The organism is Thiobacillus sp. 65-1402 (assembly GCF_001897685.1).
Taxonomy (GTDB): Bacteria; Pseudomonadota; Gammaproteobacteria; order Burkholderiales; family Thiobacillaceae; genus Thiobacillus.
Genome location: NZ_MKUG01000002.1, coordinates 1 through 26462 on the forward strand (window position 1 = coordinate 1; position 26462 = coordinate 26462).

Below are 26462 nucleotides of genomic sequence, written 5' to 3' on the forward strand. Positions count from 1 at the left end.
GACCGGCACCTCGCCATCCTGGAAGGCGAGAAGGCCGCCGCCGCGGCCATGCCGGAACTGAAGGCCCGGCTCGCCAGGGCGCGGGCGCGCTGACGCCGGGCGCGGAGGTCGGCAGCGGGGTTGTTCGAGCGGCGGCATTCTTCTCGCGCCTGCCAGACCCCGTAGAAGCGACAGCGGTCGCGGCATCGCACCGCGCGAGCGGCCTTACGCGGCTGAAGCGGCGGCCTCGCGGTAGGTGTTCTTGCCGTCGCGCTTTGCCGCATACAGCGCCGCGTCCGCCTTCTTCAGCAGCTCGTCCAGCGTTTCGCCGTCGGCGCAGCACATGGCGATCCCCACCGACGCCCCGATGCGTGCGCTTCCCCCCGCGGCAAGCGGGATCGGCTGGCACAGGCTGTTCACCACGCGGCCGGCGACCTCGCACGCCGCCTTCGCATCGTCGACCTGGCCCAGCACGATGACGAACTCGTCGCCGCCGAAACGGGCGATGACATCCGACTCGCGGAGCAGCTGCTGCATCCGTTCCGCCGCCGCCAGCAGAACCGCGTCGCCGGCTGCGTGCCCATGGCGGTCGTTGACCGCCTTGAATTCGTCCAGATCGACCGCCAGCACCGCCATCTGTTTTCCCGAGCGCCGGGCGCCGGCGATCAAGTGCCTGGCGTTTTCGTTGAGGAAGCGCCGGTTGGCCAGGCCCGTCAGCGGATCGCGCAGGCTGAGCTGGCGGATCGTCCGCTCGGCCTCGATCCCCGCCCCGATCAGGCGGACGCTTTTGCGGTACAGCCCGATGAGCGCCAATCCCATCCACAGGCCGGCCACGGCGAGCAGCGCCAAGGACACGTTCTGGCCGCGCACGCGTGCCGTTTCGCGCGTTTCCAGCTGCTCCAGCTCTTCCCGCCCGGTCTCGATCAGGATGCGGTGGATCTGCTCGATGGCGGACTTGTCGAATCCCGCCAGTTCGCGCTCCGGCGGCGTGGCGTCGCCGCCCGCCTCGGCGCGCTGCCGCAGCGCGCCGAAGCCGGTTTCCAGCGCCGACTGCAGCGCCGGCAGCGGCGCCAGGCGGGCAGCCAGGGCGCCGTCCGCCCTGATCAAGTCGATCAGCTGCGCGGAACTGGGGCACGGCGACTGGCGGCATATCAGGCCGGGGTCGAGGTCGGCGGGGTCCTGCGACTCGGCGTACCTGCGAACCGCGGTGTCCAGGTTGAGCAGGTAGGTGCGCAGCGAATCGATGTAGGCGATGACCTGCCGCGTGTGGTCCACCGAGCGAACGGCCTCCTGCGAGCGCTGGTGCTGGTAGAAGATCATGGCGAACAGGAGCGTGATGATGAACGCGAAAATCAGCGCGCCCAGGCGGAGCACCCGCCGGAATCCGGCAAAGACGGACCCGTCGATGGCGGCCGGCATCGTCTCCGCATGCGTTGCGCGCGCGGCGCCGGCGGCCAGGCTCCGCTTGAGGCGCTGCACGAACAAACGGGGATTGAATTTTTTTGCCATAGGCGTGGCTGTCATGGCAGACGGAAAACTCTGAATACTAGCGGGCTTTTGCGGCAAGCGCCGCGATGCGGATGCGCGTGGCGATTCGGCTCGAACGGCCGGGCAGTGCGCGGGAATGGGGCGGGTCGGGGAGGGAAAAAACGCGACCGCGCGGATTCGCGGGCGCGGCGCCGCTCAGGGCAGCGCCGCGCCCGGCATTTGCCGCATTACTTCTTCTTGGCGGCTTTCTTTCCGGCAACGGCGGCCTTGAAACCGGCGCCCGCCGTGAAGCGCGGCACGGTCGTCGCCGCGATCTTGATTTCCTTGCCGGTCTGCGGGTTGCGGCCGGTACGGGCAGCGCGCTTGCTGGACTTGAAGGAGCCGAAGCCGACGAGCGTCACGGAATCGCCCTTGGCGACGGCTTTGACGACTGCGTCGAGGATGGCGTCGAGCGCTCTGCCGGCGGCGGCCTTGCTGATGTCGGCTTCGGATGCAGCCACGTCGATCAATTCGGATTTGTTCATGTATGTCCTTTAAGTTGGTGTGAAAACGAGGTGCCTCAAGCGTTCAAGCCGCGCCGGCCCTTTCGCGAACAGGTGCTGCCAACCGAAACGCCGCATTGATTATCGGCCTACCGGCGCGAATCTTGAAGCCCCGAATCTTCCATGTTTTATTCGTGGAGGTCGAGCCTTTCGATGCGCCCGGCTGCCGCCGCCCCGGCCGGCAGCGCGGGAATCACCGCGGACGGGCCCGGAAACGCCGCCCCGGCCGGCGGTCCTAGCTCGGGTTTTCCGGCCGCGGCGGCTCCTTGCCGTTGGCGAGGCGCCCCTGCGAAAGGTAATGGCAGATGCGCCAGATGTGATGGCCCGTGCGTTCCATCCAGCGGTAGGCGTCGGTCTTGCGCAGGGCATTCGCCGGACTGGCGCTCGGCGCCGCCATGTCCTGCAGCAGGTCGTGCCGCACCTGGCGCGACAGGGCGGCCAGGGTCACCGCATCGAGTTCCAGCTGTTCCAGGCAGGGGGCCAGGTTTTTCCTGGCCAGGCCCTGGCGCGCCAGCGCCAGCATTTCGCGGCTGTTCTCGATTGCCCAGGCATAGTCCGCATCGGAAAAATCGATTCCGGCCTGGGCCAGATCGTGCAAGCGGTTGTGAAAGCGCAACAGGTGATCGATGGAATGCAGCTGGGCGATGCGCTGGGCGCCCAGCCGCGCGTCGCCGGGCGGCAGCTGGATGCGGCTGACGAAATCATAGGTGCGCTCCAGGGAGTGGCCGGCTTGCGCCAGGCCGCCGCCCTGGCTTGCCGGGGCGCCCAGCGACAGCAGCGTGCCGTAGAAATCGAACAGCCGCGCGGCCAGCTGCTCCAGCGCCCGCTGCGATGCTTCCAGCGCCACGGCGGGGATGGCGAGCAGGCTGTGATCCAGCCGCTGGGTGATGCTGTCGCCGCGGTCGGGCAGGATGCGCTCGACGAGCCGGCCAAAGCGCGGGGTAAAAGGCAGGAACAGGAGCGCCCCCACGGCGATGAAAAGGGTGTGAAAGGCCGCCAGGCTGGTGGCGCCCGGTTGCAGGCCGACGTATGCCCCGGCCAGGTCGATCAGAAAAAAGAACGCCGGCAGCAGCACGATGGCGATCAGCCCCGCCACCGAGTTGAACAGGATGTAGGCCAGCGCCGTGCGCTTGGCGTAGATGCTGCCGCCGATTGCCGCCAGGGCTCCGGTGAGGGTGGTGCCGATGGCGGCGCCCACCACCAGCGCAGCCGCCTGCTCGAAATTGATGGTCGCGGTATGGAGGGCCGTCAGGGTGGTGGCGATGGCGGCGGAAGACGATTGCAGGATCGCCGTCATCGCCAGGCCGATCAGCATGGCCGCAATACGCGCCGAATATCCCCCGTCGGGCAAATCGGCAAGGCTGAGCACGGCGGAGAGTCCGCGCATCCCCTCCTGCAGAGTGTTCAGGCCGAGGAACATCAGGCCGAATCCAGCCAGGGACATGCCCAGCGCGGCCCCGCGCGCCGGGGTCAGCAATTTCAGCAGCGCGCCGATGCCGATCAGCGGCAGGGTGTAGAAACCCAGGTTCACTTTCAGGCCCAGGCCGGCGACGATCCAGCCCGTCGCGGTATTGCCCAGGCTGGCGCCGATGACGACGCCGATCGCCTGCGAAAACGTGATCAGGCCCGCACTGACGAAGCCGATCAGGGTGACCGTCGTGGCGGTCGACGATTGAACCAGGGCGGTGACGAAAGTGCCGGAAACGAAGGCTTTGGAGGGGGTGCCCGTGAACCGCACCAAGGCCCGCCCCAGGGTGCCGCCGGCAAAGGCCACGAGTCCGTCGGACAGCAGCATCATGCCGACCAGAAACAATCCGATGCCACCGGCAAACGGAAAAAATATATCCAGCATGTGAGAGCAATCCGTGCGCTTGATGGTCCCGGGGAATTTAACACGGGCTGCATGGGCGGTTATCCGCCATGCCGCCAGGTCGGGCCATGTGGCCCCGGATTGTCTGGATGCCGCCGCTACTGCTCCCTGCAAGACCGATGGGGTGCGAACGGGACGGCGGGTGTCCGAAAAAGCCGGGTCAGTTCAGGCCCGATTTACCTTGTTGACGCCGCACCGCGCTTGATTTCGCACGAAGCTACGTTGCCGCTCTCGCTCAGCCAAGCGGGTAAGGCGGCTGCCAGACGCCGTCCCAGGCGGACTGGGCCGAGACGCGCAGGCGCTCGGGGAGGCTGAGCTTGCGCTGGAAACCGACCTGCAGGACACGGCCGCGCTGGCAGGCGCCGCGAATGATTTCGTCGCTGGTTGCGAGTTCGTCCACCAGGCCCAGTTCCAGGGCTTTGCTGCCGAGCCAGGCCTCGCCGGTGGCGACCTTTGCCATGTCGAGCTGGGCGCGGCGGCCTTGCACGAAGGCCTGGAAAAGCGCGTGGACTTCCTCCAGCTCCTCGCGCAGCTTGGCGCGGCCGGCTTCGGTGTTTTCGCCGAACAGGCTCACGGTGCGCTTGTATTGGCCTGCGGTGAATTGTTCCCAGTCGATGTTTCTGGCCTGCAGCCAGCGGTGAAAGTTGGGAATCTGCGCGATCACGCCGATGGAGCCGACCAGCGCGAAAGGCGAGGCGACGATGCGGTCGGCGACGGCGGCCATCAGGTAACCGCCGCTGGCGGCCACCGTGTCCACCATCACGGTCAGCGGCAACTGCGCGTCGCGCAACCGCAGCAGCTGGGCGGCGGCAAGTCCGTAGCGGTTGACCATGCCGCCGCCGCTTTCGAGCCGCAACAACACCGCGTCACCCGGTTTGGCCACTTGCAGGATGGCGCTGATTTCCTCGCGCAGGGCGGTAAAGGCCGAGGCGCGGATGTCGCCCTTGAAGTCCAGCAGATAGCTGCTGGCTTCTGTTTCCGCTCTTTTCAGCCGGGCCTTGCGTTCCGCCTTGCGCTGCTTTTGCAGGGTCCGGTGGGATTTCCTGGAGAGCTGCGCGGCCTGGATCCTGTCGCCGGCCGCTTCGAGCCGGCGGTTGATGTCCGTCACCTCGATGTGGCCGGCATCCTTGGCCCTGCGACGCGACAAGGCGGCCAGGCCGGCGACAAGGCCGATGGCGGCCAGCACCAGGGTGGCCATTTCGGCAAGAAACAGGATGTATTGCGCGGCAAGGCCGTTCATGGCGTGCGATGCGGAGGTCCGGCGCTGCGGCGAACGGCTCGGGCGGGGCGCCTAGCGCAGGGCTTTGTCCGACTTCCGGGTGGAGATGCCGAACGGCACGTAGCTCGGGCACCAGCCGATGAGGCTGGTCACCAGGAAGGCCGCTGCGATGATGCCGAGAATGATCGCTGCCGTGCCGGTGATCTGGCCGGTGAAATACAGAACCGCGATGATCGCGACCACGACGAGGCGGATGACCTTGTCCGCCGTACCCATGTTCGGCTTCATTTTGCAGCCTCCTTTCCGGCACCGCTGGAGTCTTCAGCGTAGCCTAGAAAAAGTGCCGGACAAGCAGCACCAGCCCCGCGATCACGGCCAGGCACAGGGTGCATGCCAGGATGAGCTTCACGTAGTTGGGCATGGCGTGGGGCGCGGTGACAATGACCTGGTCGCTTGTTTATAGCCAAAGGAAACGCGTGGTCATGGGTAACCATCGGGTCTGCCCCTATGTGTCATACGCCATGCCGCCATAAAGGTTTTGGCATCGATACCGATAGGTCTGGAAGGGGGAAGAAGGGTCCGACGTATGGCCTGCCGGGTTCCTGGATTTGATTTGCAAGCCTGCCCCGGCCCCGATACGCGTGCATCGGACCTTGAATACAAAGATGGACATGGCATCGCTGCTGTTGAAGTCGGCTGACTATGGCGACTCTATTTCTACTGCGAAGCAGGCGAAAAGCAGTTGCAAGAAATGGCCTTACGAAGTCGAGCAGCCTGATGGATGAGGCCACAGGTGTGTTTCAGTCGGCATGAGGCCCCTTATTCCGGGCATGACGGCTGGCTATCAATAAAAACCACAAGGAGCGATCGTGTTATACACCGTAGTCAAAACGATATATGCACCTTTCAAGGTGCATATTGCACGTCAGGGCTTTTATCAGGAGAAGAAATGCCGGTCGTAATTACGTTTGATATTGAAGGCGCTCCGCCACAAGAGCGAAACAGAATTCAAAGCCTCTTTGAACGTTTGGGTTGGCAAAACCTCGGAGGTAGCTCTTATCGGTACCCCAAATTGGGCACAACCGATCAGCCAGTTGAGGACTGGTTTAATCATGTAATACCTGCCTTAACTTTGTTTAGGCAGTACCTGATTGAAAGCAAGCGCCCCTTGAGTTGTTTCACCCTCGATATTCAATCAACAACTGGATGTGACCCAAATACCGACTTTGGCACCCCTCCGGTAGCCGGAAAATCCGTCAAACTCTATGAGCCAAAAAACGCATCGTTTGGCAAGAAACAACTTCAGAAATGGATCGACTCGCTGAAATTTCCATATGATGTTGGTGACAAAAAGCCCTAACCCATCATTCCACCAGACCTTGCGCATAAAGCCGCGCAAGTCCGGTGAATTAAAACGTTATGCCTCTTAAAGGAGCCCTATGCCTATCCTGAGATCGAAGCTGATTCAAGGCACTAAGCCTGAAGCGGAAACGCTGATGAAGATTCAAGAGCAAATGGGAGTGCCGCCTGGTGTATCAATCAACCTCATGGTGTTCGAAGTCGAGTACGACCGAAAGCAGTACTACTGCTGCTGGTCTGGTGGAGCGCTAAAGGATGGCCAGCCGTACCTAACGCTTATCGGTCAGGCGGCCATGGAGGCATTGAACAACCTGCCGATGGGAAACCAAGACACAATCATTCTCCAAGAGCTTGCCCTTGGCCCCACGCCGCTCCGAGATAAGGTAAAGGCCACCCTAAAGCGTGCGCCGCTGAACGCGAAGATTTGTTTCTTCGGTGACATGCAGGGCGAATTGGATGGTCACATGCATCACGCCTTCAATGTTGGTCAGGGAACTATCAACATTGCGCACTAAGAGACATAACCCTGCGGTCCACCGGACGCTGCGCGATAAAGCCGCGCAGCGCCGGTGACCTCCACGTTCAGCGTCTCAATCATGATTCCCATCTTCGAGCAAGGTAGCGGAAACGGCATCGGCCACGGGCTTTCGTCTTTCCTTCGGCGCTTCGATGAAATTTGCGCCGAGCACCTCAGCAAAGGCCGTGCAAAGTCGTTTGCGTTCATCTTCTACGACTTCACCGATCAAGCTATCCGCAAGATTCTGAAGAACCAGGGCGTCTTCGCCCAACTTGACCGTCTATCGGGCAAAGAACTGAGCGTCTTTTATTTACACGCTGGAACAAAGGCAACCGTTGAGGCGTTTAACGCTCATTTCTTTAGCGCGCTCGGAATCGAAGGTCAGGCCACGCTTCCCTGTGTTGTGTTCTTCCGTGTCCGCGATGGCGCCATCGAGGATGTTGAGATCGCTCAACTCGAAAGCGCTGATCTAATTCACGGCTTCTCCGAGTTGTACGGTGCAATTCAGCAATACCTCTCTGCTAAGCCAGCGGCTTCTGGTGAGCCGTCTCGCGCAATTCGCTGGTTGAAGGGAGGTGCCAAATTTCTGTCAGTGGAACTATTCCGTGCCGCACTCAAGAAAGGCATGGAGTTCTTTTTCTAATTCTATACAGAGACGCCGAACCCATCATTCCACTGGACCTGCGCGAAAAGCCGCGCAGGCCGGAAATGGATATAGGGTCGGACACGATATCCCCGCTTCTTTCAAATTGCGTTAAACCGCTTCGGGTCGGGAGGACGCATTCGCCGGAGTTGAATGCGGCCATTCATCGGCATTTCTAGCCAATGCCCATTGCGCGGTGCATCGCCGACCTCGTTGGCGCAGTGCGCCACGCAGCTTTGGCCGAACAATAGACATCCCGCCCATCCCCCCCGAACTTCCGCTGCAGTCCGATCCCGGCCAGTCGCCGCACCCCGCTCAAGGCTTTCCTTTGCCAGCCGCCGGGGATGTCGTCTCCTGCCGCCCGAGCAGGTAGTCCAGAAACGCCCGCGCCACCACCGACAGCCGCCGCCCGGCCGGGTACACGGCGTACCAGTGGCGCAGGATGGGGAAGTCCTCGACGTCGAGCACGGCGAACTGGCCGGGCTGGTTGAGGGTGAGGGTGTGGCGGGAGAGGGCGGAGATGCCCAGCCCGGCGAGGATGGCCTGCTTGATCGCTTCGTTGCTGCCCAGCTCCAGGCGCGTGTTGAGGGCGATGCCCTTTTCGGCGAAGCGGCGCTCGATGGCGTTGCGCGTTCCGGAGCCTTTTTCCCGCATCAGCCAGGGCTCCTGGGCGATGCGCTCGAGCGGGATATTCTGCTGCTGCGCGAGCGGGTGGTCGGGGGCGGCGAGGACGACGATGGGGTTGTCCATGATGGGCATGGCGACGACGTCGATCTCGACCGGCGGGGCGCCGAGGAAGTAGAGGTCGTCCTGCTTGTCGGCGATGCTGGCGAGCACCTGTTCCTTGTTGGTGACGCGCAGCGAGACGTCGATGCCGGGGTAGAGCTTGGCGAATTCGCCGAGCAGGCGCGGCGCGAAGTAGGAGGCGGTGGTGATCGCCATCAGGCTGAGCTTGCCCTGCTTGAGGCCGCGGCGCTCGGCGACCGACATGGTGAAGTGGTCGAGGATGGCGAAGATCTCGCGGGTGACCTGGGCGAGGTGCTGGCCGTCGGGGGTGAGGTGGATCTTCTTGCCGACCTGTTCGATCAGCGGGGCGCCGACGCTCTCGCTGAGCTTCTTCATCTGCATCGAGACCGTGGGCTGCGTGAGGTAGAGCTCCTCGGAGGCGCGGGTGAAGCTGCCGAGGCGGGCGATGGCCTCGAAAATTTCCAGCTGGCGAAACGTGGTATGGCTGCGCATGGGCTTAAACTGGCTGCTTGGGTCTATACATAGATTAAAGTCTATACAAGAAATAGAAAAAATCGACTGTTATTGATGATTTATCTCCTGCATGATGCGTCCATCGTGTCAGGCCGCTGGGGCGTTGCACGGAAACCCGAATCCCCTATCGCAGGAGAAAACTATGGCTGTCAAAACCTATAACGCCGGTGTGAAGGAATACCGGCAGACTTACTGGATGCCCGAATACACGCCGCTGGATACCGACATCCTCGCGTGCTTCAAGATCACCCCGCAGCCTGGCGTGGACCGTGAAGAAGTGGCCGCCGCCGTGGCCGCCGAGTCGTCGACCGGCACCTGGACCACGGTGTGGACCGACCTCTTGACCGACCTCGACTACTACAAGGGCCGCGCCTACCGCATCGAAGACGTGCCCGGCGACGATACCTGCTTCTACGCTTTCGTGGCTTACCCGATCGACCTGTTCGAAGAAGGCTCGATGGTCAACGTGCTGACCTCGCTGGTCGGCAACGTGTTCGGCTTCAAGGCCCTGCGCGCCCTGCGCCTGGAAGACATCCGCTTCCCGATCGCCTACGTCAAGACCTGCGGCGGCCCGCCCCTGGGCATCCAGGTCGAGCGCGACGTCATGAACAAGTACGGCCGTCCGCTCTTGGGCTGCACCATCAAGCCGAAGCTGGGTCTGTCCGCCAAGAACTACGGTCGTGCCGTGTACGAGTGCCTGCGCGGCGGTCTGGACTTCACCAAGGACGACGAGAACGTCAACAGCCAGCCCTTCATGCGTTGGCGCGACCGTTTCGCCTTCGTCCACGAAGCGACCGAAAAGGCGATCCGCGAAACCGGCGAGCGCAAGGGCCACTACCTGAACGTCACCGCCCCGACTCCGGAAGAGATGTACAAGCGTGCCGAATTCGCCAAGGAAATCGGCGCTCCGATCATCATGCACGACTTCCTGACCGGCGGTCTGACGGCCAACACCGGACTGGCCAACTGGTGCCGCAACAACGGCATGCTGCTGCACATCCACCGCGCCATGCACGCCGTGCTCGACCGCAACCCGCACCACGGCATCCACTTCCGCGTGCTGACCAAGGTGCTGCGCCTGTCCGGCGGTGACCACCTGCACTCCGGCACCGTCGTGGGCAAGCTGGAAGGCGACCGCGAAGCGACCCTGGGCTGGATCGACATCATGCGCGACAGCTTCATCAAGGAAGACCGCAGCCGCGGCATCTTCTTCGACCAGGACTTCGGTTCCATGCCTGGCGTGATGCCGGTTGCCTCCGGCGGCATCCACGTGTGGCACATGCCCGCGCTGGTCACCATCTTCGGTGACGACTCCGTGCTGCAGTTCGGTGGCGGCACGCTCGGCCACCCCTGGGGCAACGCCGCCGGCGCCGCCGCCAACCGCGTCGCGCTGGAAGCCTGTGTGGAAGCCCGCAACAAGGGTGTCCAGGTCGAGAAGGAAGGCAAGGCCATCCTGACCGATGCCGCCAAGAACTCGCCGGAACTGAAGATCGCCATGGAAACGTGGAAAGAGATCAAGTTCGAGTTCGACACCGTCGACAAGCTGGACGTCGCCCACAAGTAAGACGGTCAGGCGTGAGGGGTGAGGAGTGAGGCGTATCGCCCTCCCCCGCCTTACGCCTAACGCCTAACGCCTCACCCAATTCGAAAGGATATGAAATGTCTGAAGTGATGGATTACAAAAGCCGTCTGAGCGACCCCGCCAGCCGCAAGTTCGAGACCTTCTCCTACCTGCCCGCCATGGATGCAGCCAGCATCAAGGCCCAGGTCGAGTACCTGGTGAAAAAAGGCTGGAACCCGGCGATCGAGCACATCGAGCCCGAGCACATGATGGATTCCTACTGGTACATGTGGAAGCTGCCGATGTTCGGCGAAACCGACGTGACCCGTGTGCTGGCCGAGGCCGAAGCCTGCCACAAGGCCAACCCCGATAACCACGTCCGTCTGATTGGCTACGACAACTTCTCGCAGAGCCAGGGCGCGTCGATGGTGATCTACCGCGGCAAGACCGTTTAAGTCGCGACGGGTGACCGTACCAGCCCCCGTCGCCCGCAGGGCGCGGGGGCTTTTTGTTGGTCTTGTTTATCCGCGAAGGACGCGAAGAAACGCGAAGAATCCCCGGGTCGTGGAACCCGGTCCGGGGATTGCCGGGGCTGCAGGCGGCGCACGCGTTTTGAAGACTTTCCTTCGCGCCCCTTCGCGTCCTTCGCGGATGAATAAATTTTAAGGAGTCCACATGAGCAGCATCGTCGATCAGTACCGCATCACCAAGGAACCCTACTACCGTCCCGTCGCCGACGAGGTCGAGCTGTTCGAAGCCGCCTATTCGGTGCGTATGCCGATGATGCTGAAAGGCCCGACGGGCTGCGGCAAGACGCGTTTCGTCGAATACATGGCGCACAAGCTGAACAAGCCGCTGATCACCGTGGCGTGTAACGAGGACATGACTGCATCCGACCTGGTCGGCCGTTTCCTGCTGTCCGCGCAGGGCACCGAATGGCAGGACGGCCCGCTGGCGATCGCCGCGCGCCATGGTGCCATCTGCTATCTCGACGAAGTCGTCGAGGCGCGCCAGGACACCACCGTGGTGATCCACCCGCTGACCGACAACCGCCGCGTGCTGCCGCTGGAAAAGAAGGGCGAGCTGGTCAACGCGCACCCCGACTTCCAGATTGTGATTTCGTACAACCCCGGCTACCAGTCGCTGATGAAGGACCTCAAGCAGTCGACCAAGCAGCGCTTCGGCGGGCTGGACTTCACCTATCCGGCGCACGACATCGAGACCGAGATCGTCGCGCACGAGTCGGGCGTCAACGCCGACGTCGCCGGCAAGCTGGTGTCGATCGCCGAGCGCAGCCGCAACCTCAAGGGCCACGGCCTCGACGAGGGCCTGTCGACCCGCATGCTGATCTACGCAGGCTCGCTGATCGCCAAGGGTGTGAACCCGCAGGCCGCCTGTCGCGTCGCGCTGGTACGCCCGATCACCGACGACCCGGACATGCGTGACGCGCTGGATGCGGCGGTGTCGACGTTTTTTTAAATGCGTGAGGCGTGAGGCGTGAGGCGAAAAAAGCCCGCGCCCTCGCCTAACGCCTAACGCTTTTTAAAGCCATGTCGATCAAACTCGAAGACTACGCCGAACTGCTGGAAGACCTGACGCCGCATAGCCGGGAGGCCCTCGAGGCCAACTGGCACGAGGCGACCAAGGTGTTCTCGCCGCGCGGGCTCGATAATTACCTGAAGGGCGTGTCGGCCATCCGTGGCCTGGGGCGCGGCGACACGCTCGTCGAAACCTGGATCGAGCAGGCGCCGCAGGTGGCCAAGGAGGTGGGCGAGGACGTGGTGGCCGACCTGGCCACCGCCTCGCTGATGCTGGCGTCGAAGACGTCGGGCGCGGTGATCGAGCTGCTGCTCGCCAGCGCGCCGACCGCCGCCAACCGGCTGGGCGACGCCGGGCTGTTCCTCAAGTACCTGCAGTTCATCAACACCCTGCTCGCGCAGGCGCCGCGCGGCGTGCGGCCGATGCTCGACAAGCTGGAAGTGCTGTTCCAGCACCTGACCCTGGGCGGCCTGCGGCGCTGGGCGCTGTGGGGCGCGCATGCGCACCGCACCAATTACGAGGAGCAGATCCGCTACTTCGGCCTCGAGTCGAAGGAATCGCTGGCGATGCTGCAGAAGGAGCGCAAGGGTACGCTTCTGGTCGACGTGCAGCGCCGCATCAACATGTATCTGCGGGCCTTGTGGGCGCGCGACTTCTTCATGCGCCCGACCTCGGGCGACTTCGAGGCGCGCGAAGGTTACAAGCCCTACATCGCCGATTACCTCTTGCACCTGCCCGACGCCTACGACGACTGGACGGTCGAAGGCCAGGAGCCGGTGCCCGGCATCGAGCTCTATCGCGCCACCGCCGCGCACTGCGCCGCGCACATCGTCGAAACCCGCGTGCCGATCTCCGCCGAGGCGCTGAACCCGATGCAGATGGCGGTGATCTCCGTGATCGAGGACGCACGGGTCGAGGCCCTGGCGATTCGCCGCTTCCCCGGCCTCAAGCAGCTCTGGTGTCGGCTGCATACCGCCACGCCCGAGATGGGCAACACCGTCGGCGACTACCTCAACCGGCTGGCGCGCGCGCTGCTCGACGAAAGCTACCAGGACGACGACACCTGGGTCGCCGAGGGCCGGGCGCTGTTCGCGCAAGCGCAGGACCGGCTCGACACCAACCAGACCTCGTGGGAAATCGGCGTACAGCTGGCGCACAGCCTGACGCAGAAGAAGATCCCCTTCAATGCGCGCACCGACCTGCTGACGGCGCCGTATCGCGACGACAACCGCTATTTCTGGGAATTCGAGGAGTTCGATTTCGACAAGGCCGCCGGCGCCGGCTACGAATCCGTCAAGCAGGTGCGCAAGAACGTCAGCGTGATGGAGATGATCAACGAGATCGACGTCGAGACCGCGGGCGACGACGCCGAGGAAATCTGGGTGCTTTCCACCGAGCTCTTCCCCTACGAGAACATCGGCGACGAGAGCAACGGCAAGAGCTTCAACGAGATGGAAGGCAAGGAGCCGATGTCCGATCCCTTCCACTATTCCGAGTGGGACTACCAGATCCAGCTCGAGCGCCCGGCCTGGGCCACGGTGCTGGAAAAGCGCGCCAAGGCGGGCGATCTCGCGGTGATCGACGAGATCACCGCCAAGTACAAGCGCGAGATCCACCGCATGAAATTCCTGCTCGACGCGATGCAGCCGCAGGGCGTGCAGCGCATCAGGAAGCTGGAGGACGGCGACGAGATCGACATCAACGCGGCGATCCAGAGCTTCACCGACATCCGCCTCGGCAACCAGCCCGACCCGCGCATCATGATGCGCAGCGTGCGCAAGACGCGCGACTTCTCGATCCTGGTGCTGCTCGATCTGTCCGAGTCGACCAACGAGACGGTGCAGGACCAGGAGTACTCGGTGCGCGAGCTCACCCAGCAGGCCTGCGTGCTGCTGGCCGATGCGATCAACAAGGTGGGCGATCCGTTCGCGATCCACGGCTTCTGCTCGGACGGCCGTCACAACGTCGAGTATTACCGCTTCAAGGACTTCGACCAGCACTGGGACGAGACGCCGAAAGCGAAGCTCGCCGGCATGACCGGCCAGCTGTCGACCCGCATGGGCGCGGCGATCCGCCACGCCGGCCATCACCTGAAGCTGCAGCGCTCGGCGAAGAAGCTGCTGATCGTCATCACCGACGGCGAACCCGCCGACATCGACGTGCGCGACCCGCAATACCTGCGCTACGACACCAAGAAGGCGGTGGAGGAAGTCGCCCGCAACGGCGTCACCACCTACTGCATGAGCCTCGACCCGCGCGCCGACAACTACGTGTCGCGCATCTTCGGGCAGAAGAACTTCATGGTCGTCGACCACGTGCAGCGGCTGCCGGAGAAATTGCCGATGCTGTATGCCGGACTAACCCGCTAGAATCCCTGTATGAACAATACTTACGTAGGCCTCAACAAGGATCACCACGGCATCACCCAGCTCGGACGCATCGTGCTGGACGGCCGGGTGTTCGGCTTCATTCCCGACAGCGAGGACTGTGCCGGCTGGGATCTGGGGCGCATGCAGCTGCTGATGGACAAGATCAGCGCGGAATGGGACAAGTACGACAACCTGCCCAGCCGACTGCCGCCCGAGCTGCAACAGCGGCATACGGAAATCTACGCCAAGGCCATGGCCGACGCCCGGGCCAGGGGCTGGGATCCGGAACTGGGCGACGACGACTAAGGCCGCGCTCAGGCCGCCGCCGGCGGCTCGGTCGGCACCGTTGCCAGAACGTCGAGCAGGCTGATGCGCGCGTCGGCCTGGCCCACGCGGCCGAGCAGGCCGAAGTTCGCCAGCTTGTCGTTGATGCGCGCGTTGGCCTCGCATAGCAACACCTTCACCCCGCGCTGCTGGAAGTGGCGCGTCAGATCGGCCAGCGCCTGCATCGCGGTGGCATCCACCATCGGAACCTGCCCCAGCCGCAAAATCAGCACGCGCGTCTGGTCGTGCAGACCGGCGAGCGTGCGCTCGAAGGTCGCGGCGGCGCCGAAGAACAGCGGCCCGTCGATCGAGTAGATCTGCACCCCCTTCGGCACTCCGACCGGGCACACGCCCGCGAGGCTGGTGTCGCTTTCGCCCTCGATCGTCACCGTCTCGCTCATGCGCTTCATGAACAGCAGCGCCGCCAGCAGCACGCCGACGTTGACCGCGATCACGAGGTCGGCGAACACCGTCAGCAGGAAGGTGATCAGCAGCAGCGCGCGGTCGTTGGCCGGCGCGTGGCGCAGCAGGTCGACGAAGTGGCGCGCCTCGCTCATGTTCCACGCCACCACGAACAGGATCGCCGCCAGCGCGGCGAGCGGAATGTGCGCCGCCAGCGGCGCCAGCGCGACGATGACGGCGAGCAGCACGAGTGCGTGCACGATGCCGGCGAGCGGGCTGTTGCCGCCGTTGCGGATGTTGGTGGCGGTGCGCGCGATCGCGCCGGTGGCGGCGAAGCCGCCGAAGAAGGGCGTGGCGAGGTTGGCGATGCCCTGGCCGATCAGCTCCTGGTTGGGATTGTGGCGGGTGCCGGTCATGCCGTCGGCGACCACCGCGCACAGCAGCGATTCGATCGCGCCGAGCATGGCGATGGTGAACGCCGGGCCGATGAGTTCCAGCACGCGGCCGAAGGTGACTTCCGGCAGTTGCAGCTCGGGCAGCCCTGATGGGATGCCGCCGAATGCGCTGCCGATGGTGGCGACGCCGTCGAACTGGAAGTAGGCCTGCGCCAGCGTGGCGGCGAGCATCGCGACGAGCGGGCTGGGAATGCGCCGGGTGACGCGGGGCATGAGTACGACGAGGACGAGCGCGCCGAGCGCGAGCAGCATGGTCGGCAGGTGCAGGCCGGGCATCGCCTCGACCAGCGCGATCAGCTTTTCGTGGAAGTGCTGGCCGGACGCTGCCGGCGCGAGGCCGAAGAAATCCTTCCACTGGCCGACGAAGATGATGACCGCGATCCCGGCGGTGAAGCCGGTGATGACCGGGGTGGGGATGAAGCGGATGATGCCGCCCAGCTTGACCAGGCCCATCGCCAGCAGGATCAGGCCGGCCATCAGGGTGGCGATCTGCAGGCCGCCGATGCCGTATTGGGCGGTGATGCCGGCGAGGATGACGATGAAGGCGCCGGTCGGGCCGCTGATCGAGACGCGCGAGCTGCCGAACAGCGAAGCCAGCAGGCCGGCCACGATGCCGGTGTAGATGCCCTGCTCGGGGCGGGCGCCGCTGGCGATGGCGAAGGCCATGGCCAGCGGCAGCGCGACGACGCCGACCACCAGGCCGGCGCCGAGGTTGCGCATGAAGTGGCGCCGGCCGAACAGCCCGGCTTTCCAGGACTCCAGCGCGGCGATCATGTCAGCGGATCAGAACTCGTTGCGGATGCGCTTGTAACCCTTGACCAGCTCGTAGTTCGCCTGGGTCACGCTTTCCGAGAAGCTCGCAGCGTCGGGCGTGACGCGTTCGATCGTTTCCAGATCCTTGTCGGAGTGAATGTTGGCGGTCGAAGGGATATAGAAGCTGTGCGGCACTTCGCAGCCTTCGACCACCGAGTTGTGGCGGATCACCGAGTGGCTGCCGACCACGCAGTTGAACAGCACCGAGTTGAAGCCGACGAAGACGCTGTCGCCGACGGTGCAGGGGCCGTGCACGATCGAGCGGTGTGCGATCGAGGTGCCCTTGCCGATGTTGACGCCGCCGCCGGCCTTGCAGTGGATGACGACGCCGTCCTGGATGTTGGAGTTGGCGCCGATGACGATGGGCTCCATCTCGCCGTTCTCATCGACCTCGTCGGCGCGGATCACGGCGTAGGGGCCGATGAAGACGTTCTCTTCGACGATGACCTTGCCGCAGAGGATGGCGGTGGGGTCGACGAAGGCGGTTTCGTGCACGACGGGCACATGTCCGGAAGGATTTTTTCGAATCATGATGATGTCTCGAGCGGTACAGATGGACAGAGAGCCGGGGGGCACCCGGCTCTCTGGATAATACCACTGCCCCCGGCGGCGGCCGGGCGGCGCTTACTCGGCGACGCCGACCTGGTCGGTGTGCGCCGCGTGCTGCTTCTTGTGCTCGCGGATGCCCTTGAACAGCGCCGACAGCACGGTCCACGCGCCGACGATCAGCGCCAGCGCCAGCACGCCGTCGCCGACCCACTTGAGGATCTGCACGGTCGACTCGGGCAACGGCTCGATCATGCCGAGCTTGCCGAGGTAGCCGGGGATGTAGAAGAAGCGCGAAAACAGCACGGTCAGCATGATCACCGCCATGGTGAACTTGACCTGGTAGTCCTTCACGTAGGTGGTGCCGATGGCGCCGACCTGGATGCCGAACAGCGAGCCGAGCAGGATCAGCATGGCGAGGCGGATGTCGACCACGCCTTCGAGGCCGTAGAAGATGGTGCCGCCGAGGCCCATGATGAAGGCGATGACCAACTCGGTGGCCGAGGCCATGATCGCCGGCAGGCCGAGGATGTAGATCATCGCCGGCACGCCGATGAAGCCGCCGACCGCGATCGCCGAGGCGAGGAAGCCGGTGGCGAAGCCGATCGGCACCAGGAACAGGATCGAGATCCGGGCCTGCGCGCCCTTCGAGTAGATCATGGTGCCGGGGATGTTGACCGACTGCACCCAGCGCGCCAGCTTGGTGAGCGGGGCGGCCTGCTCGCTGCCGTCGCCGGCGTCGTCGAGCGCCTTCAGCTTCTTGTAGTCCTTCAGCACGAAGCCGCCGACGATGGCGAGCGTGACGACGAACATGCCGGACACGTAGAGGTCGGTACCGACCGCGCCGAAGGCGTTCTTGATGTTGGTCATCACGTGCTTGCCGAACAGCACGCCGGCTTCGGCGAACAGGCCGAGGATCAAGCCCAGCTTGACGTCGACCTGGCCGTACTTGTTGCGCTTGACCGCGCCGACCAGCGCCTTGGGAAACTTGTGGCAGATGTTGGAGGCGACCGCGACGATGCCGGGCGCGCCCAGGGTCATCATTGCCGGGGTCAGCACGAAGGCGCCGCCGGAGCCGATGAAGCCGGACACCATGCCGCCGACGAAGCCGACCAGGATCAGCAGGATCGCGGTCAGGGGAGTGATTTCAATGAAATTGATGAGTTCCATGATGGGTATGATCTCGTTGGGTGGATGCGCTTACTTCTTGGCCTTGAGACCGAACAGGTCCCAGAACACGCCGGTGAAGTTGCCGTGGGTATACGACAGCGCGAACGCCATCGCGATGGGCGCGAACACGTACCACCACACGCCGTCGATGAAGGTGCCGCCCTCGGCCGCGCAGAGCTCGGGCGTGGCCTTGTTGTAGTAGTCGGTGCCGGCCACGCAGGCATCGAGCGTGGTGTGCGCCAGCACTTCGAAGGAACCGGCGTACTGGAACAGCAGCCAGTACAGCACCACGGTGATGCTGCCCCACAGCAGGGCGGGGCCGAGTTTGGACTTGTCTTTGATCATGGAGAGGCTCCCTAAACGTGAAAGGTGGATGAAAGGATCAGGCTTCGTGCGGCTGGCCCGGCGAATCGGAGGCGGCGACCAGCGGACACTCCAGCCGCGCCCAGTGGTCGGTGCCGTTCTCGGTCGCCCAGGCGCCGGGGCGGCCGACGACGACCGAGACGATGCCCTCGTGGCTGCGTGCGTAATCGACGACCTGGCGGATATCGATGCCCGGCATCGGGGTCAGGCGGCAACTCACCTCGCCGCGTGACAACTGGGTGAGGCGGGTGACGATGTCTTCCCAGCGCGGATGGTCGGGATCGGCGATGACCTCGAGGTCGGCGTCCATGCGGCGCGCCAGGGCCGCACCCGCGGCGAACAGGCGTTCGACCGGCGAGACGGGGCGCAGGGCCAGCAGCACGCGACGCGACATCAGGCGGGCTCGGCGACGGCGGCAACGGGGAGTTCGGCCGGCGCTTCGCGCCCGTCCTGCGGCCGGGCCGCCGCTTCGGCGCGCTCGGGCATGGCCCAGCCGAGGCCGCGGGCGGATTGCAGGCGTTCTTCCAGATAGGTCTGGTAGGGCGTGCGCGGGGTCAGCACTTCGATACGCAGTTTTGACATGGTCTTGACTCGCTTTTGACATTGAGTTGAGTGGTCTTAAGCACCATGCGTGCCAGGGTAAATAATCTCAATAAATCAGTATGTTGACGTTTGGTCTCGGGGCGGGGCACGCTGGGGTTGTTACATTTTGCAACGTGAGGTTAGACTCTCGGGATGCGTTCCCTCCAAGCCAAGATCGCGCTGGCCTATCTCTCGCTCGCGGCGCTCGTCGTCGGCCTGTCGGCGGTCGCGTTGATCGAGCTGGCGCGCATCGAGGACAAGGTGCGCGAGGGCGGCAAGGTGACCGAGTTGTTCGACGCGACACTGGAAATGCGGCGTTTCGAGAAGAACTACTTCCTCTATGGCCAGCCGGCCGACCTCGACGACCATGCCCGCTTTCTCGCGCGCACGCGCGAGCTGGCGGGGCGCGATGCGGCGGTGATCGACGCGGTGGCCGGGCGCGGAACGGCGGCGCGGCTGGCTGGCGGGTTGGCGGGCTACGCGGAGGCCATGGCCGCGCACGTGCGCCGGCCGGCCGACGATGCGGTATCCGCGCGGGTGCGTGCCTACGGCAACCGCATCGTCACCCTGGGCGAGCAGCTCGCGCAGCGCGAGCGGCGCTCGGTCGACCTCGCGCTGCAGGCCCACCGCCGCAATTTCCTGTTTTTCCTGGGCGCAGTGGCGGCGATCCTGGTGCTGACCGGTTTTCTGCTTGCGCGCCTCGTCACGCGCCCGTTGAAGGCCATGGAGGTCCACATGGAGGCGGTCGCCAGCGGCCAGCTGGTGCGGCTCGAGCCGGATAGCCGCGACCGCGAATTCGTCTCGCTGACCGAGGCGTTCAATCACGTGCTCGACGAGCTGGAACGCCGCCAGCACACCCTGGTGCGCTCGGAAAAGCTCGCTTCGCTCGGCACGCTGCTGTCGGGGGTGGCGCACGAGCTCAACAACCCGCTGTCGAACATCTCCTCGTCGGCGCAGATTCTCAGGGAGGACCCGTCGATCGACCCGGAACTGCGTGCGCAGATGATCGAGGATATCGACGCCGAGACCCTGCGCGCGCGCCACATCGTGCGCGCGCTGCTCGACTATTCCGGCGACCGCGATTTCCGGCTGCGACCGGTGGCGCTCGCCGGGCTGGTCGAGGAGACGCTGCGCTTCCTCAAGAACAAGCGCCCGACCGGGGTCGAGGTCCGCGTCGACATCCCGGCCGGGCTCACCGTCACCGCCGACCGCCCGCGCCTGCAGCAGGTGCTGCTCAACCTCGTCGTCAACGCCTACGACGCCATGGGTAGCGCCGGCGAGCTCGCCATCGCGGCGCGCCAGCTGAGGGCAGGCGAACGCGACGACGATTTCCCGGCGCCGCTTTCCGGCGGCCGCGCCGGCGGCGCGGCGGTGGAGATCGAGGTGGCCGACAACGGTCCCGGCATCCCGCCCGAGATTCTCGAGCGCGTATTCGACCCCTTCTTCACCACCAAGGGGGTGGGCCACGGCAGCGGGCTGGGGCTCTTCATCGCCTATGAGATCATCGAGAAACACGGCGGCTGCATGGTCGCCGACAACCGTCCCGGCGGCGGCGCGCGCTTCCGCATCCGCCTGCCGGCCGACCTGAAAGAATCCGCATGAACGCACGTCTCCTGCTCGTCGACGACGAGCGCATCGCCCTCAGGAACCTCGAACACGTGCTGGCGAAGGAGGGCTACGACATCGTCGCCACCCAGAGCGGCCGTCACGCGCTTGAGCTGGTCGACACGAAGCCCTTCGACCTGGTGCTGACCGACCTCAAGATGGACAAGGTCGACGGCATGCAGCTCTTGCAGCACTGCAAGGCGCGCCATCCCGACCTCGAGGTGATCATGATCACCGGCTTCGCCACGCTGGAATCCGCGGTGGAAGCGATGAAGGTCGGCGCCTTCCACTACATCGCCAAGCCGTTCCGCCTCGACGAGGTGCGGCAGACCGTCGCCGAGGCGCTGGAGAAGGTGCGCCTGAAGCGCGAGAACCGCGCGCTGCGCGAGCAGCTCGACGCCGTCAACGGCCGCACCCGCATCGTCACCCGCGACGGCGGCATGCAGAAGCTGCTGGACATGGCGCGCCAGGTCGCCGGCACCGGCGCCAACGTGCTGATCACCGGCGAATCGGGCACCGGCAAGGAGCTGTTCGCGCGCTACCTGCACGAGCACGGCGGCCGCCCCAAGGGCCCCTTCGTCGCGGTCAACTGCGGCGCGTTCAACGAAGAACTGCTGGCCAACGAGCTGTTCGGCCACGAGAAGGGCGCGTTCACCGGCGCCGTCGGCAAGGCGGGCCTCTTGCTCGCGGCCCACGGCGGCACGCTGTTCCTCGACGAGGTCACCGAGATGTCGCCCGGCATGCAGGTCAAGCTGCTGCGGGTGATCCAGGAGCGCGAGGTGCTGCCGGTCGGCGGCACCAAGCCGGTCAAGATCGACGTGCGCTTCATCGCCGCCAGCAACCGCAACATGAAGGACTGGGTCGCCGACGGCCGCTTCCGCCAGGACCTGTATTTCCGCCTCAACGTCGTCAACCTGCACATTCCACCGCTGTCCGAGCGGCGCGACGATATCCCGCTGCTGGCGCAGTACTTCCTCGACCGCGCCGCGCCGGTGATGGGCAAGCCGGTGCGGGCGCTCTCCGACGAGGCGCTGGCGCTGCTGAAAAGCTACGATTTTCCCGGCAACGTCCGCGAACTGGAGAACATCATCGAGCGTGGCGTTGCCTTGTGCCAGGGCGACACCCTGGCGGCGGCGCACCTGCCCGACGACCTGCGCGACCTGACGATCAAGGCCTTCCGCCGCCGCGAAGGCCGTGTCGCCTCGCTCGAGGAGCAGGAACGCGAGTACATCCAGTGGGTGCTCGAGCAGGCGCACGGCAACCAGACGCTGGCGGCGCAGATGCTCGGCATCGACCGGGTGTCGCTGTGGCGCAAGCTCAAGCGCTACGGCGGGGAGGCGGGCTGAGCGAAAAGCCCTTCCGGGAGGGCGGGGTTTTTGCTAAACTGTTGCAGTTTGAAACGCTAGCGTTTCTCTTTTCAACGTTTTCCCGCCGTCCCGCCCGCCATGAATCCGCTGCTCTATCGCCTGTTTCCGTTTCTCTACTGGTTTCCCATCAACAGCGTCATCCTGCGCGGCGACGTGATCGCGGGCATCACCGGCGCGCTGGTGCTGGTGCCCAAGGCGATGGCGTACGCGCAGCTGTCGGGCCTGCCGGTCTACTTCGGCCTCTACACCGCGCTGGTGCCGGCGATCCTCGGCGCGCTGTGGGGTTCGTCGCGCCAACTCGCCACCGGTCCGGTCGCGATCATCTCGCTGATGACCGCCGCTGCGCTGACCCCGCTGGCGGTGCCGTTCTCCGAGGAATACATCGGCCTGGCCCTGCTGCTGACCCTGATGGTCGGCGTGATCCAGTTCGGCCTCGGCGCCTTCAAGTTGGGCGCGATCGTCAACTTCGTGTCGCACCCGGTGATTCTCGGCTTCATGAACGCGGCGGCGATCATCATCGCGCTGTCGCAGCTCGACCTGCTGCTCGGCATCACCAAGGGCCGCAGCGACTCTTTCCTGGTCGACATCTGGGAGATGTTCGGCAACCTGTCGCAGGCCCACCTGCCGACGCTGGCGATGTCGGTGTTCGCGCTGGTGCTGATGCTGGTGCTGAAGAAGGTCAAGCTGTTGTCCAAGCCGAGCGTGCTGATCGCGGTGGTGATCACCACCCTGGTCAGCTACGCGATCGGCTTCGCCCACAAGACTTCGGGCACCCACGAGCACATCGCCGACCCGGCGGCGCGCGAGCTGGTGGCGTCCTACGTCGCCACCCAGCAGCAGGCCAAGACACTGCAGTCCGAGATCACGGCCAAGGGCGCCACGCTGCGCGAACTGGAGAAGTCGGGTGATCCGCGTGCGGTGACCGAGCTGCGCTACCGCATCGACCTGATGAAGCTCGAGGCGGAGAACCTCGAGAAGCAGAACAAGGAGCGCATGGGCTACCTGCGCAAGCTCGAGTTCGAGCGCCTCGACGCGCCGGAGTCGCAGACCGCGATGCTGTACGTGGCCGGCAAGGCGCCCGCTGGCGTGGCCACCGACGGCCAGAGCTGGCACATCAAGAAGATCGAGGACGGCAAGTTGAACCTCACCGGCGGCGGCGACGTCGTCGGCAACATCCCGGCCGGCCTGCCGTCGTTCCGCCTGCCGACGCTGACCTTCGACGCCATGCTGCAGCTCTTGTCGGCCGCGTTCATCATCGCGCTGGTCGCGTTCATGGAATGCATCTCGATGGCCAAGGCGCTCGCCGCCAAGACCAAGCAGCGCCTCGACCCCAACCAGGAACTGATCGGCCAGGGCATGGCCAACATGGGCGGCGCCTTCTTCCAGGCGTATCCGGCGACCGGCTCGTTCACCGGCTCGGCGATCAACCTGCAGGCCGGCGCGCAGACTGGCTTCGCCATGGTGTTCAACGGCCTGTTCGTCGCCGCGACGCTGCTGTTCCTGACGCCCTACCTCTACCACCTGCCGAAGGCCACCCTGGGCGTGATCATCCTGCTCGCGGTCACCAGCCTGGTCACCCCGGCGGCGTTGAAGCACACCTGGAAGGCGAACAAGGCCGACGGCATCGTCGCCGGCGTGACCTTCGCGGTGACGCTCTTGGCGGCGCCGCACCTCGACAAGGGCATCCTGATCGGCGCTGCGCTGGCGCTGGTGCTGTATCTCTACCGCACCATGAAGCCGCGCGTCGCCCAGCTCGGCCGCCACAGCGACGGCACCCTGCGCGACGTCAAGGTGCATCCCGGCATTCCGACCAGCGAGCACGTCGTCGCCATGCGCTTCGACGGCCAGCTCTACTTCGCCAACGTGTCGCACTTCGAGGACGCCGTGCTCGAGACCGTGGCCGCGCATCCCAAGGCCAAGTACCTGCTGGTGGTGGGCGACGGCATCAACCAGCTCGACGCCACCGGCGAGGAGGCGATCCGTGCGATCCACGAACGCCTGCACGAGGGCGGCGTGACCCTGGTGTTCTCCGGCCTCAAGAAGCAGGTGCTCGACGTGATGCGCAATACCGGCCTGTTCGACGAGATCGGCCAGCAGCACATCTTCCCCAACGAGGATCAGGCGCTCGCCGTCATCTACGAATGGCTGGGCGAGGAGGGCCGCGACGATCTGTTCTGCCCGGTCGGCCGCAGCGAGCCGGCGCTGGCGAAATAAGCTGTTCGTCTCCAGGAAAGGCCCGGCCATGTGCCGGGCCTTTTTCTTGGGTGCGCCTTGACGCTGTCTTGACGCGGAATCGCCTACACTATCGAGACGGTCAAGTCGAGTTTGAAACCGTAAAGTGATTTACACGTCTTCCTGAGTGGGACGGTTCGTTGAGCCGTCTCAATAGAACGCCGTTTTGAATCGTTATTGATCCGGCCTCCCGCGCTGCCTCGCATTGCCTTGGCATGCTGAATCTCAGTGCCGCTTCAAACTTCATCAGGCCGAATCAATAACCTGCTCACAACCTTGCCTTGCGTCTGCCATGACATCGAGCTCGCCTCTACACATCCTGGTCATCGAGGACAACCCTGATCTTGCCGCCAACGTCTGCGACTTCCTCGAGGCCAAGGGCCATGCCGTCGACGTCGCCGGCGACGGCCTGACCGGCCTGCACCTGGCTGTCACCCAGAATTACGACGCCATCGTGCTCGACATCGTGCTGCCCGGCATGGACGGCCTGACGCTGTGCCGCAAGTTCCGCGAAGAGGCGATGCGCACCACCCCGGTGCTGATGCTCACCGCGCGCGATGCGCTCGACGACCGCGTGGCCGGCCTCGAATGCGGTGCCGACGACTACGTGCTGAAGCCCTTTGCCCTGCGCGAGCTGGAAGCGCGCCTGAAGGCGCTGGTGCGGCGCGCGAGCAGTGCGGTGACGCCGTCGGTGCTGCGCGTGGGCGACCTCGAGTACGACCCGGCGCTGATCCGGGTGCGGCGCGGCACCCGCACGATCACGCTGCCGCCGATTCCTTTGAAGCTGCTGGAAACCCTGATGCGCGCCGCCCCCCGGGTGGTGCGGCGCGAAGAGCTGGAGCGCGCGGTGTGGGGCGATGCGCCGCCCGACTCCGACGCCCTGCGCGCGCACCTGCACGTGGTGCGCGCGGCGATCGACGGCGCCGGCGAACCGCCGCTGATCCACACCCTGCGCGGCGTCGGCTACCGCATGATGGCGCCCGATGCGCTTTAGCCGCAGCCTGCGCTTCCGCGTCGCGACCGCGTTCGCGACGATCGGCGGGGTGATCAGCCTGGTCGCCGCGATGGGGATCTATGTCGGCGTGCGCGACGCCGGCGAGCGCCTGATCGACGAGACGCTGACCGCGGAAATCCAGGACTACCTGTCGCGCCGCAGCCGCAACCCGCAATCGCAGCCGCCCGCCACCGCCACCCTCCTGGGCTACGTGCTGCCGGCGCGCCAGGGCGAGGCGGTGCCGCCCGCGGCCATCGCCGCCTGGCGCCCGGGGCTGCACGAGATCCGGCTGGGTGACACCTACTACCGCGTGGCGATCGCGGACCGCGCCGGCAGCCGCTATTTCCTGCTCTACAACGAAACCCTGTTCCGCCAGCAGCAGGCCAGCCTGATCCTTTATCTGGCCGGCTTCGTCGCGCTGATGACGCTGCTCTCGGGCGGGCTGGCGCTGTGGCTGGCCGAACGCGTGATCGAACCGGTGAAGGCGCTGGCGCGGCGGGTGCGCGACGTACGGCCGGACGCGCATCCGGGCCGGATCGCCGAGGATTTCCCGCCCGACGAGGTGGGTGAACTCGCCCGCGCCTTCGAGCAGACGCTTGACCGGCTGGCAGATTTCATCGACCGCGAGCGCGCTTTCACTGCCGACGTCTCGCACGAATTGCGCACGCCGATTGCCGTCATCCGCGGCGCAGCCGAAGTGCTGCTGGCCGACGATACGCGGCCGGACAAGGACCGTCAGCGCCTCGAGCGGATCGAGCGCGGTGCCGCCGACATGGCCGACCTCTCGACTGCGTTGCTGGCGATGGCGCGTGAGCGCGACGACGAGCGGCGCGAGCCGGTCGACCTCGCCGCACTGCTCGAGGAATCGGTCGACAAGCACCGGCATCTGCTCGGTGGCCGCCCGGTGGAACTCGGACTGGAAATCGTGGCACAGCCGCGGGTGGCGGCCGACGCCAACCTCGTCGCCATCGTCATCGCCAACCTGCTGCGCAACAGCTTCACCTACACCGAGCGCGGCAGCGTCCGCATCCGCCTCGACGCGCGCACGCTCAGCGTGGCCGACACCGGGCTCGGCATCCCGCGTGCCGCGCTCGACAAGGTGTTCCAGCGGCTCTACAAGGGTGCGCACAGCGAGGGCGCCGGCATCGGGCTATCGCTGGTGAAGAAGATCTGCGACCGCTACGGCTGGTCGATTGCGCTCGACAGCGAGGAAGGGCGGGGTACCCGCGCGGTGCTGACGTTCGACGCCGCTTGACGCCGGCT

At 65.2% G+C, this 26462-nt stretch carries 25 protein-coding genes; 13 read left to right on the forward strand and 12 right to left on the reverse strand.

The annotated features are described in order from the left end of the window. Window positions 1-204: 204 nt before the first annotated feature. From BGO62_RS00480 to BGO62_RS00500, 5 genes are all read right to left on the reverse strand, one after another. Window positions 205-1488: a diguanylate cyclase gene (locus tag BGO62_RS00480; RefSeq protein WP_296638425.1), complete on the reverse strand. Its 1284-nt coding sequence runs from the start codon at window positions 1486-1488 to the stop codon at window positions 205-207. Between the two features lie 206 nt (window positions 1489-1694). Further along, window positions 1695-1991, reverse strand: a complete 297-nt coding sequence (locus BGO62_RS00485) for an HU family DNA-binding protein (RefSeq protein WP_296638428.1) — start codon at window positions 1989-1991, stop codon at window positions 1695-1697. A gap of 253 nt (window positions 1992-2244) precedes the next feature. Then, the gene (locus BGO62_RS00490) at window positions 2245-3861 is read right to left on the reverse strand and encodes a Na/Pi symporter (protein ID WP_296638431.1); all 1617 of its coding nucleotides are present in this window, start codon (window positions 3859-3861) and stop codon (window positions 2245-2247) included. A gap of 253 nt (window positions 3862-4114) precedes the next feature. After that, the gene (gene sohB / locus BGO62_RS00495; RefSeq protein ID WP_296638434.1) at window positions 4115-5119 is read right to left on the reverse strand and encodes a protease SohB; all 1005 of its coding nucleotides are present in this window, start codon (window positions 5117-5119) and stop codon (window positions 4115-4117) included. Window positions 5120-5170: 51 nt separating this feature from the next. Then, window positions 5171-5386 (reverse strand): DUF2892 domain-containing protein, encoded by a 216-nt coding sequence (locus BGO62_RS00500; protein ID WP_296638435.1) that lies wholly within the window; start codon window positions 5384-5386, stop codon window positions 5171-5173. Between the two features lie 661 nt (window positions 5387-6047). On the opposite strand from BGO62_RS00500, the gene BGO62_RS00505 reads away from it, so the two are divergent. From BGO62_RS00505 to BGO62_RS00515, 3 genes are all read left to right on the forward strand, one after another. After that, complete coding sequence (locus BGO62_RS00505) at window positions 6048-6458, forward strand: hypothetical protein (protein ID WP_296638438.1); 411 nt, start codon at window positions 6048-6050, stop codon at window positions 6456-6458. A 79-nt stretch (window positions 6459-6537) separates the two neighbouring features. Further along, complete coding sequence (locus BGO62_RS00510) at window positions 6538-6972, forward strand: hypothetical protein (protein WP_296638440.1); 435 nt, start codon at window positions 6538-6540, stop codon at window positions 6970-6972. 81 nt (window positions 6973-7053) lie between these two features. Further along, complete coding sequence (locus tag BGO62_RS00515; RefSeq protein ID WP_296638442.1) at window positions 7054-7617, forward strand: hypothetical protein; 564 nt, start codon at window positions 7054-7056, stop codon at window positions 7615-7617. Window positions 7618-7932: 315 nt separating this feature from the next. Here BGO62_RS00515 and BGO62_RS00520 read toward each other — a convergent pair whose 3' ends face one another. Beyond that, window positions 7933-8856 carry a LysR family transcriptional regulator gene (locus BGO62_RS00520; protein WP_296638446.1) on the reverse strand — a complete coding sequence of 308 codons (924 nt, stop codon included), beginning with the start codon at window positions 8854-8856 and terminating at the stop codon, window positions 7933-7935. Between the two features lie 163 nt (window positions 8857-9019). Between BGO62_RS00520 and BGO62_RS00525 the strand changes: the two genes are divergently transcribed. From BGO62_RS00525 to BGO62_RS00545, 5 genes are all read left to right on the forward strand, one after another. Further along, window positions 9020-10441 carry a form I ribulose bisphosphate carboxylase large subunit gene (locus tag BGO62_RS00525; RefSeq protein ID WP_296638448.1) on the forward strand — a complete coding sequence of 474 codons (1422 nt, stop codon included), beginning with the start codon at window positions 9020-9022 and terminating at the stop codon, window positions 10439-10441. Window positions 10442-10536: 95 nt separating this feature from the next. Beyond that, the gene (locus BGO62_RS00530; RefSeq protein WP_296638450.1) at window positions 10537-10893 is read left to right on the forward strand and encodes a ribulose bisphosphate carboxylase small subunit; all 357 of its coding nucleotides are present in this window, start codon (window positions 10537-10539) and stop codon (window positions 10891-10893) included. A gap of 220 nt (window positions 10894-11113) precedes the next feature. After that, window positions 11114-11917 (forward strand): CbbQ/NirQ/NorQ/GpvN family protein, encoded by an 804-nt coding sequence (locus BGO62_RS00535; RefSeq protein ID WP_296638453.1) that lies wholly within the window; start codon window positions 11114-11116, stop codon window positions 11915-11917. A gap of 71 nt (window positions 11918-11988) precedes the next feature. Further along, entirely contained in the window at window positions 11989-14346 is a 2358-nt protein-coding gene (locus tag BGO62_RS00540; protein ID WP_296638456.1) for a nitric oxide reductase activation protein NorD, read from the forward strand. Window positions 14347-14355: 9 nt separating this feature from the next. Then, window positions 14356-14652 carry a hypothetical protein gene (locus BGO62_RS00545; protein ID WP_296638459.1) on the forward strand — a complete coding sequence of 99 codons (297 nt, stop codon included), beginning with the start codon at window positions 14356-14358 and terminating at the stop codon, window positions 14650-14652. A gap of 8 nt (window positions 14653-14660) precedes the next feature. Here BGO62_RS00545 and BGO62_RS00550 read toward each other — a convergent pair whose 3' ends face one another. The 6 genes from BGO62_RS00550 to BGO62_RS00575 form a co-directional block, all read right to left on the reverse strand. Further along, window positions 14661-16301, reverse strand: coding sequence for a SulP family inorganic anion transporter (locus BGO62_RS00550; protein WP_296638461.1), 1641 nt, complete (start codon window positions 16299-16301; stop codon window positions 14661-14663). A 9-nt stretch (window positions 16302-16310) separates the two neighbouring features. Further along, the gene (locus tag BGO62_RS00555) at window positions 16311-16835 is read right to left on the reverse strand and encodes a carbonate dehydratase (RefSeq protein ID WP_296638463.1); all 525 of its coding nucleotides are present in this window, start codon (window positions 16833-16835) and stop codon (window positions 16311-16313) included. 129 nt (window positions 16836-16964) lie between these two features. After that, a complete protein-coding gene (locus BGO62_RS00560) occupies window positions 16965-18056 on the reverse strand; it encodes a sulfite exporter TauE/SafE family protein (protein WP_296638465.1) in 1092 nt (363 codons plus the stop codon). A gap of 30 nt (window positions 18057-18086) precedes the next feature. Beyond that, complete coding sequence (locus BGO62_RS00565; protein WP_296638468.1) at window positions 18087-18401, reverse strand: hypothetical protein; 315 nt, start codon at window positions 18399-18401, stop codon at window positions 18087-18089. A 37-nt stretch (window positions 18402-18438) separates the two neighbouring features. Beyond that, window positions 18439-18813, reverse strand: coding sequence for a hypothetical protein (locus tag BGO62_RS00570; protein WP_296638469.1), 375 nt, complete (start codon window positions 18811-18813; stop codon window positions 18439-18441). Further along, window positions 18813-19001: a hypothetical protein gene (locus BGO62_RS00575; protein ID WP_296638472.1), complete on the reverse strand. Its 189-nt coding sequence runs from the start codon at window positions 18999-19001 to the stop codon at window positions 18813-18815. Before BGO62_RS00575 ends, BGO62_RS00570 begins: the two co-directional genes overlap by 1 nt. 153 nt (window positions 19002-19154) lie before the next feature. On the opposite strand from BGO62_RS00575, the gene BGO62_RS00580 reads away from it, so the two are divergent. The 5 genes from BGO62_RS00580 to BGO62_RS00600 all read left to right on the forward strand — a co-directional run bounded on the left by BGO62_RS00580 (window position 19155) and on the right by BGO62_RS00600 (window position 26454). Further along, window positions 19155-20603: a sensor histidine kinase gene (locus BGO62_RS00580; protein ID WP_296638474.1), complete on the forward strand. Its 1449-nt coding sequence runs from the start codon at window positions 19155-19157 to the stop codon at window positions 20601-20603. Next, window positions 20600-21952 carry a sigma-54 dependent transcriptional regulator gene (locus BGO62_RS00585; protein WP_296638476.1) on the forward strand — a complete coding sequence of 451 codons (1353 nt, stop codon included), beginning with the start codon at window positions 20600-20602 and terminating at the stop codon, window positions 21950-21952. The genes BGO62_RS00580 and BGO62_RS00585 overlap by 4 nt, the downstream gene beginning before the upstream one ends. A gap of 99 nt (window positions 21953-22051) precedes the next feature. After that, on the forward strand, window positions 22052-24187 hold the full coding sequence (locus BGO62_RS00590; protein WP_296638479.1) for a SulP family inorganic anion transporter: 2136 nt from the start codon (window positions 22052-22054) through the stop codon (window positions 24185-24187). A gap of 310 nt (window positions 24188-24497) precedes the next feature. Continuing rightward, window positions 24498-25199 carry a response regulator transcription factor gene (locus BGO62_RS00595; RefSeq protein WP_296638481.1) on the forward strand — a complete coding sequence of 234 codons (702 nt, stop codon included), beginning with the start codon at window positions 24498-24500 and terminating at the stop codon, window positions 25197-25199. After that, window positions 25189-26454: a HAMP domain-containing sensor histidine kinase gene (locus tag BGO62_RS00600; RefSeq protein WP_296638483.1), complete on the forward strand. Its 1266-nt coding sequence runs from the start codon at window positions 25189-25191 to the stop codon at window positions 26452-26454. The genes BGO62_RS00595 and BGO62_RS00600 overlap by 11 nt, the downstream gene beginning before the upstream one ends. The last annotated feature ends 8 nt before the right edge of the window (window positions 26455-26462 follow it).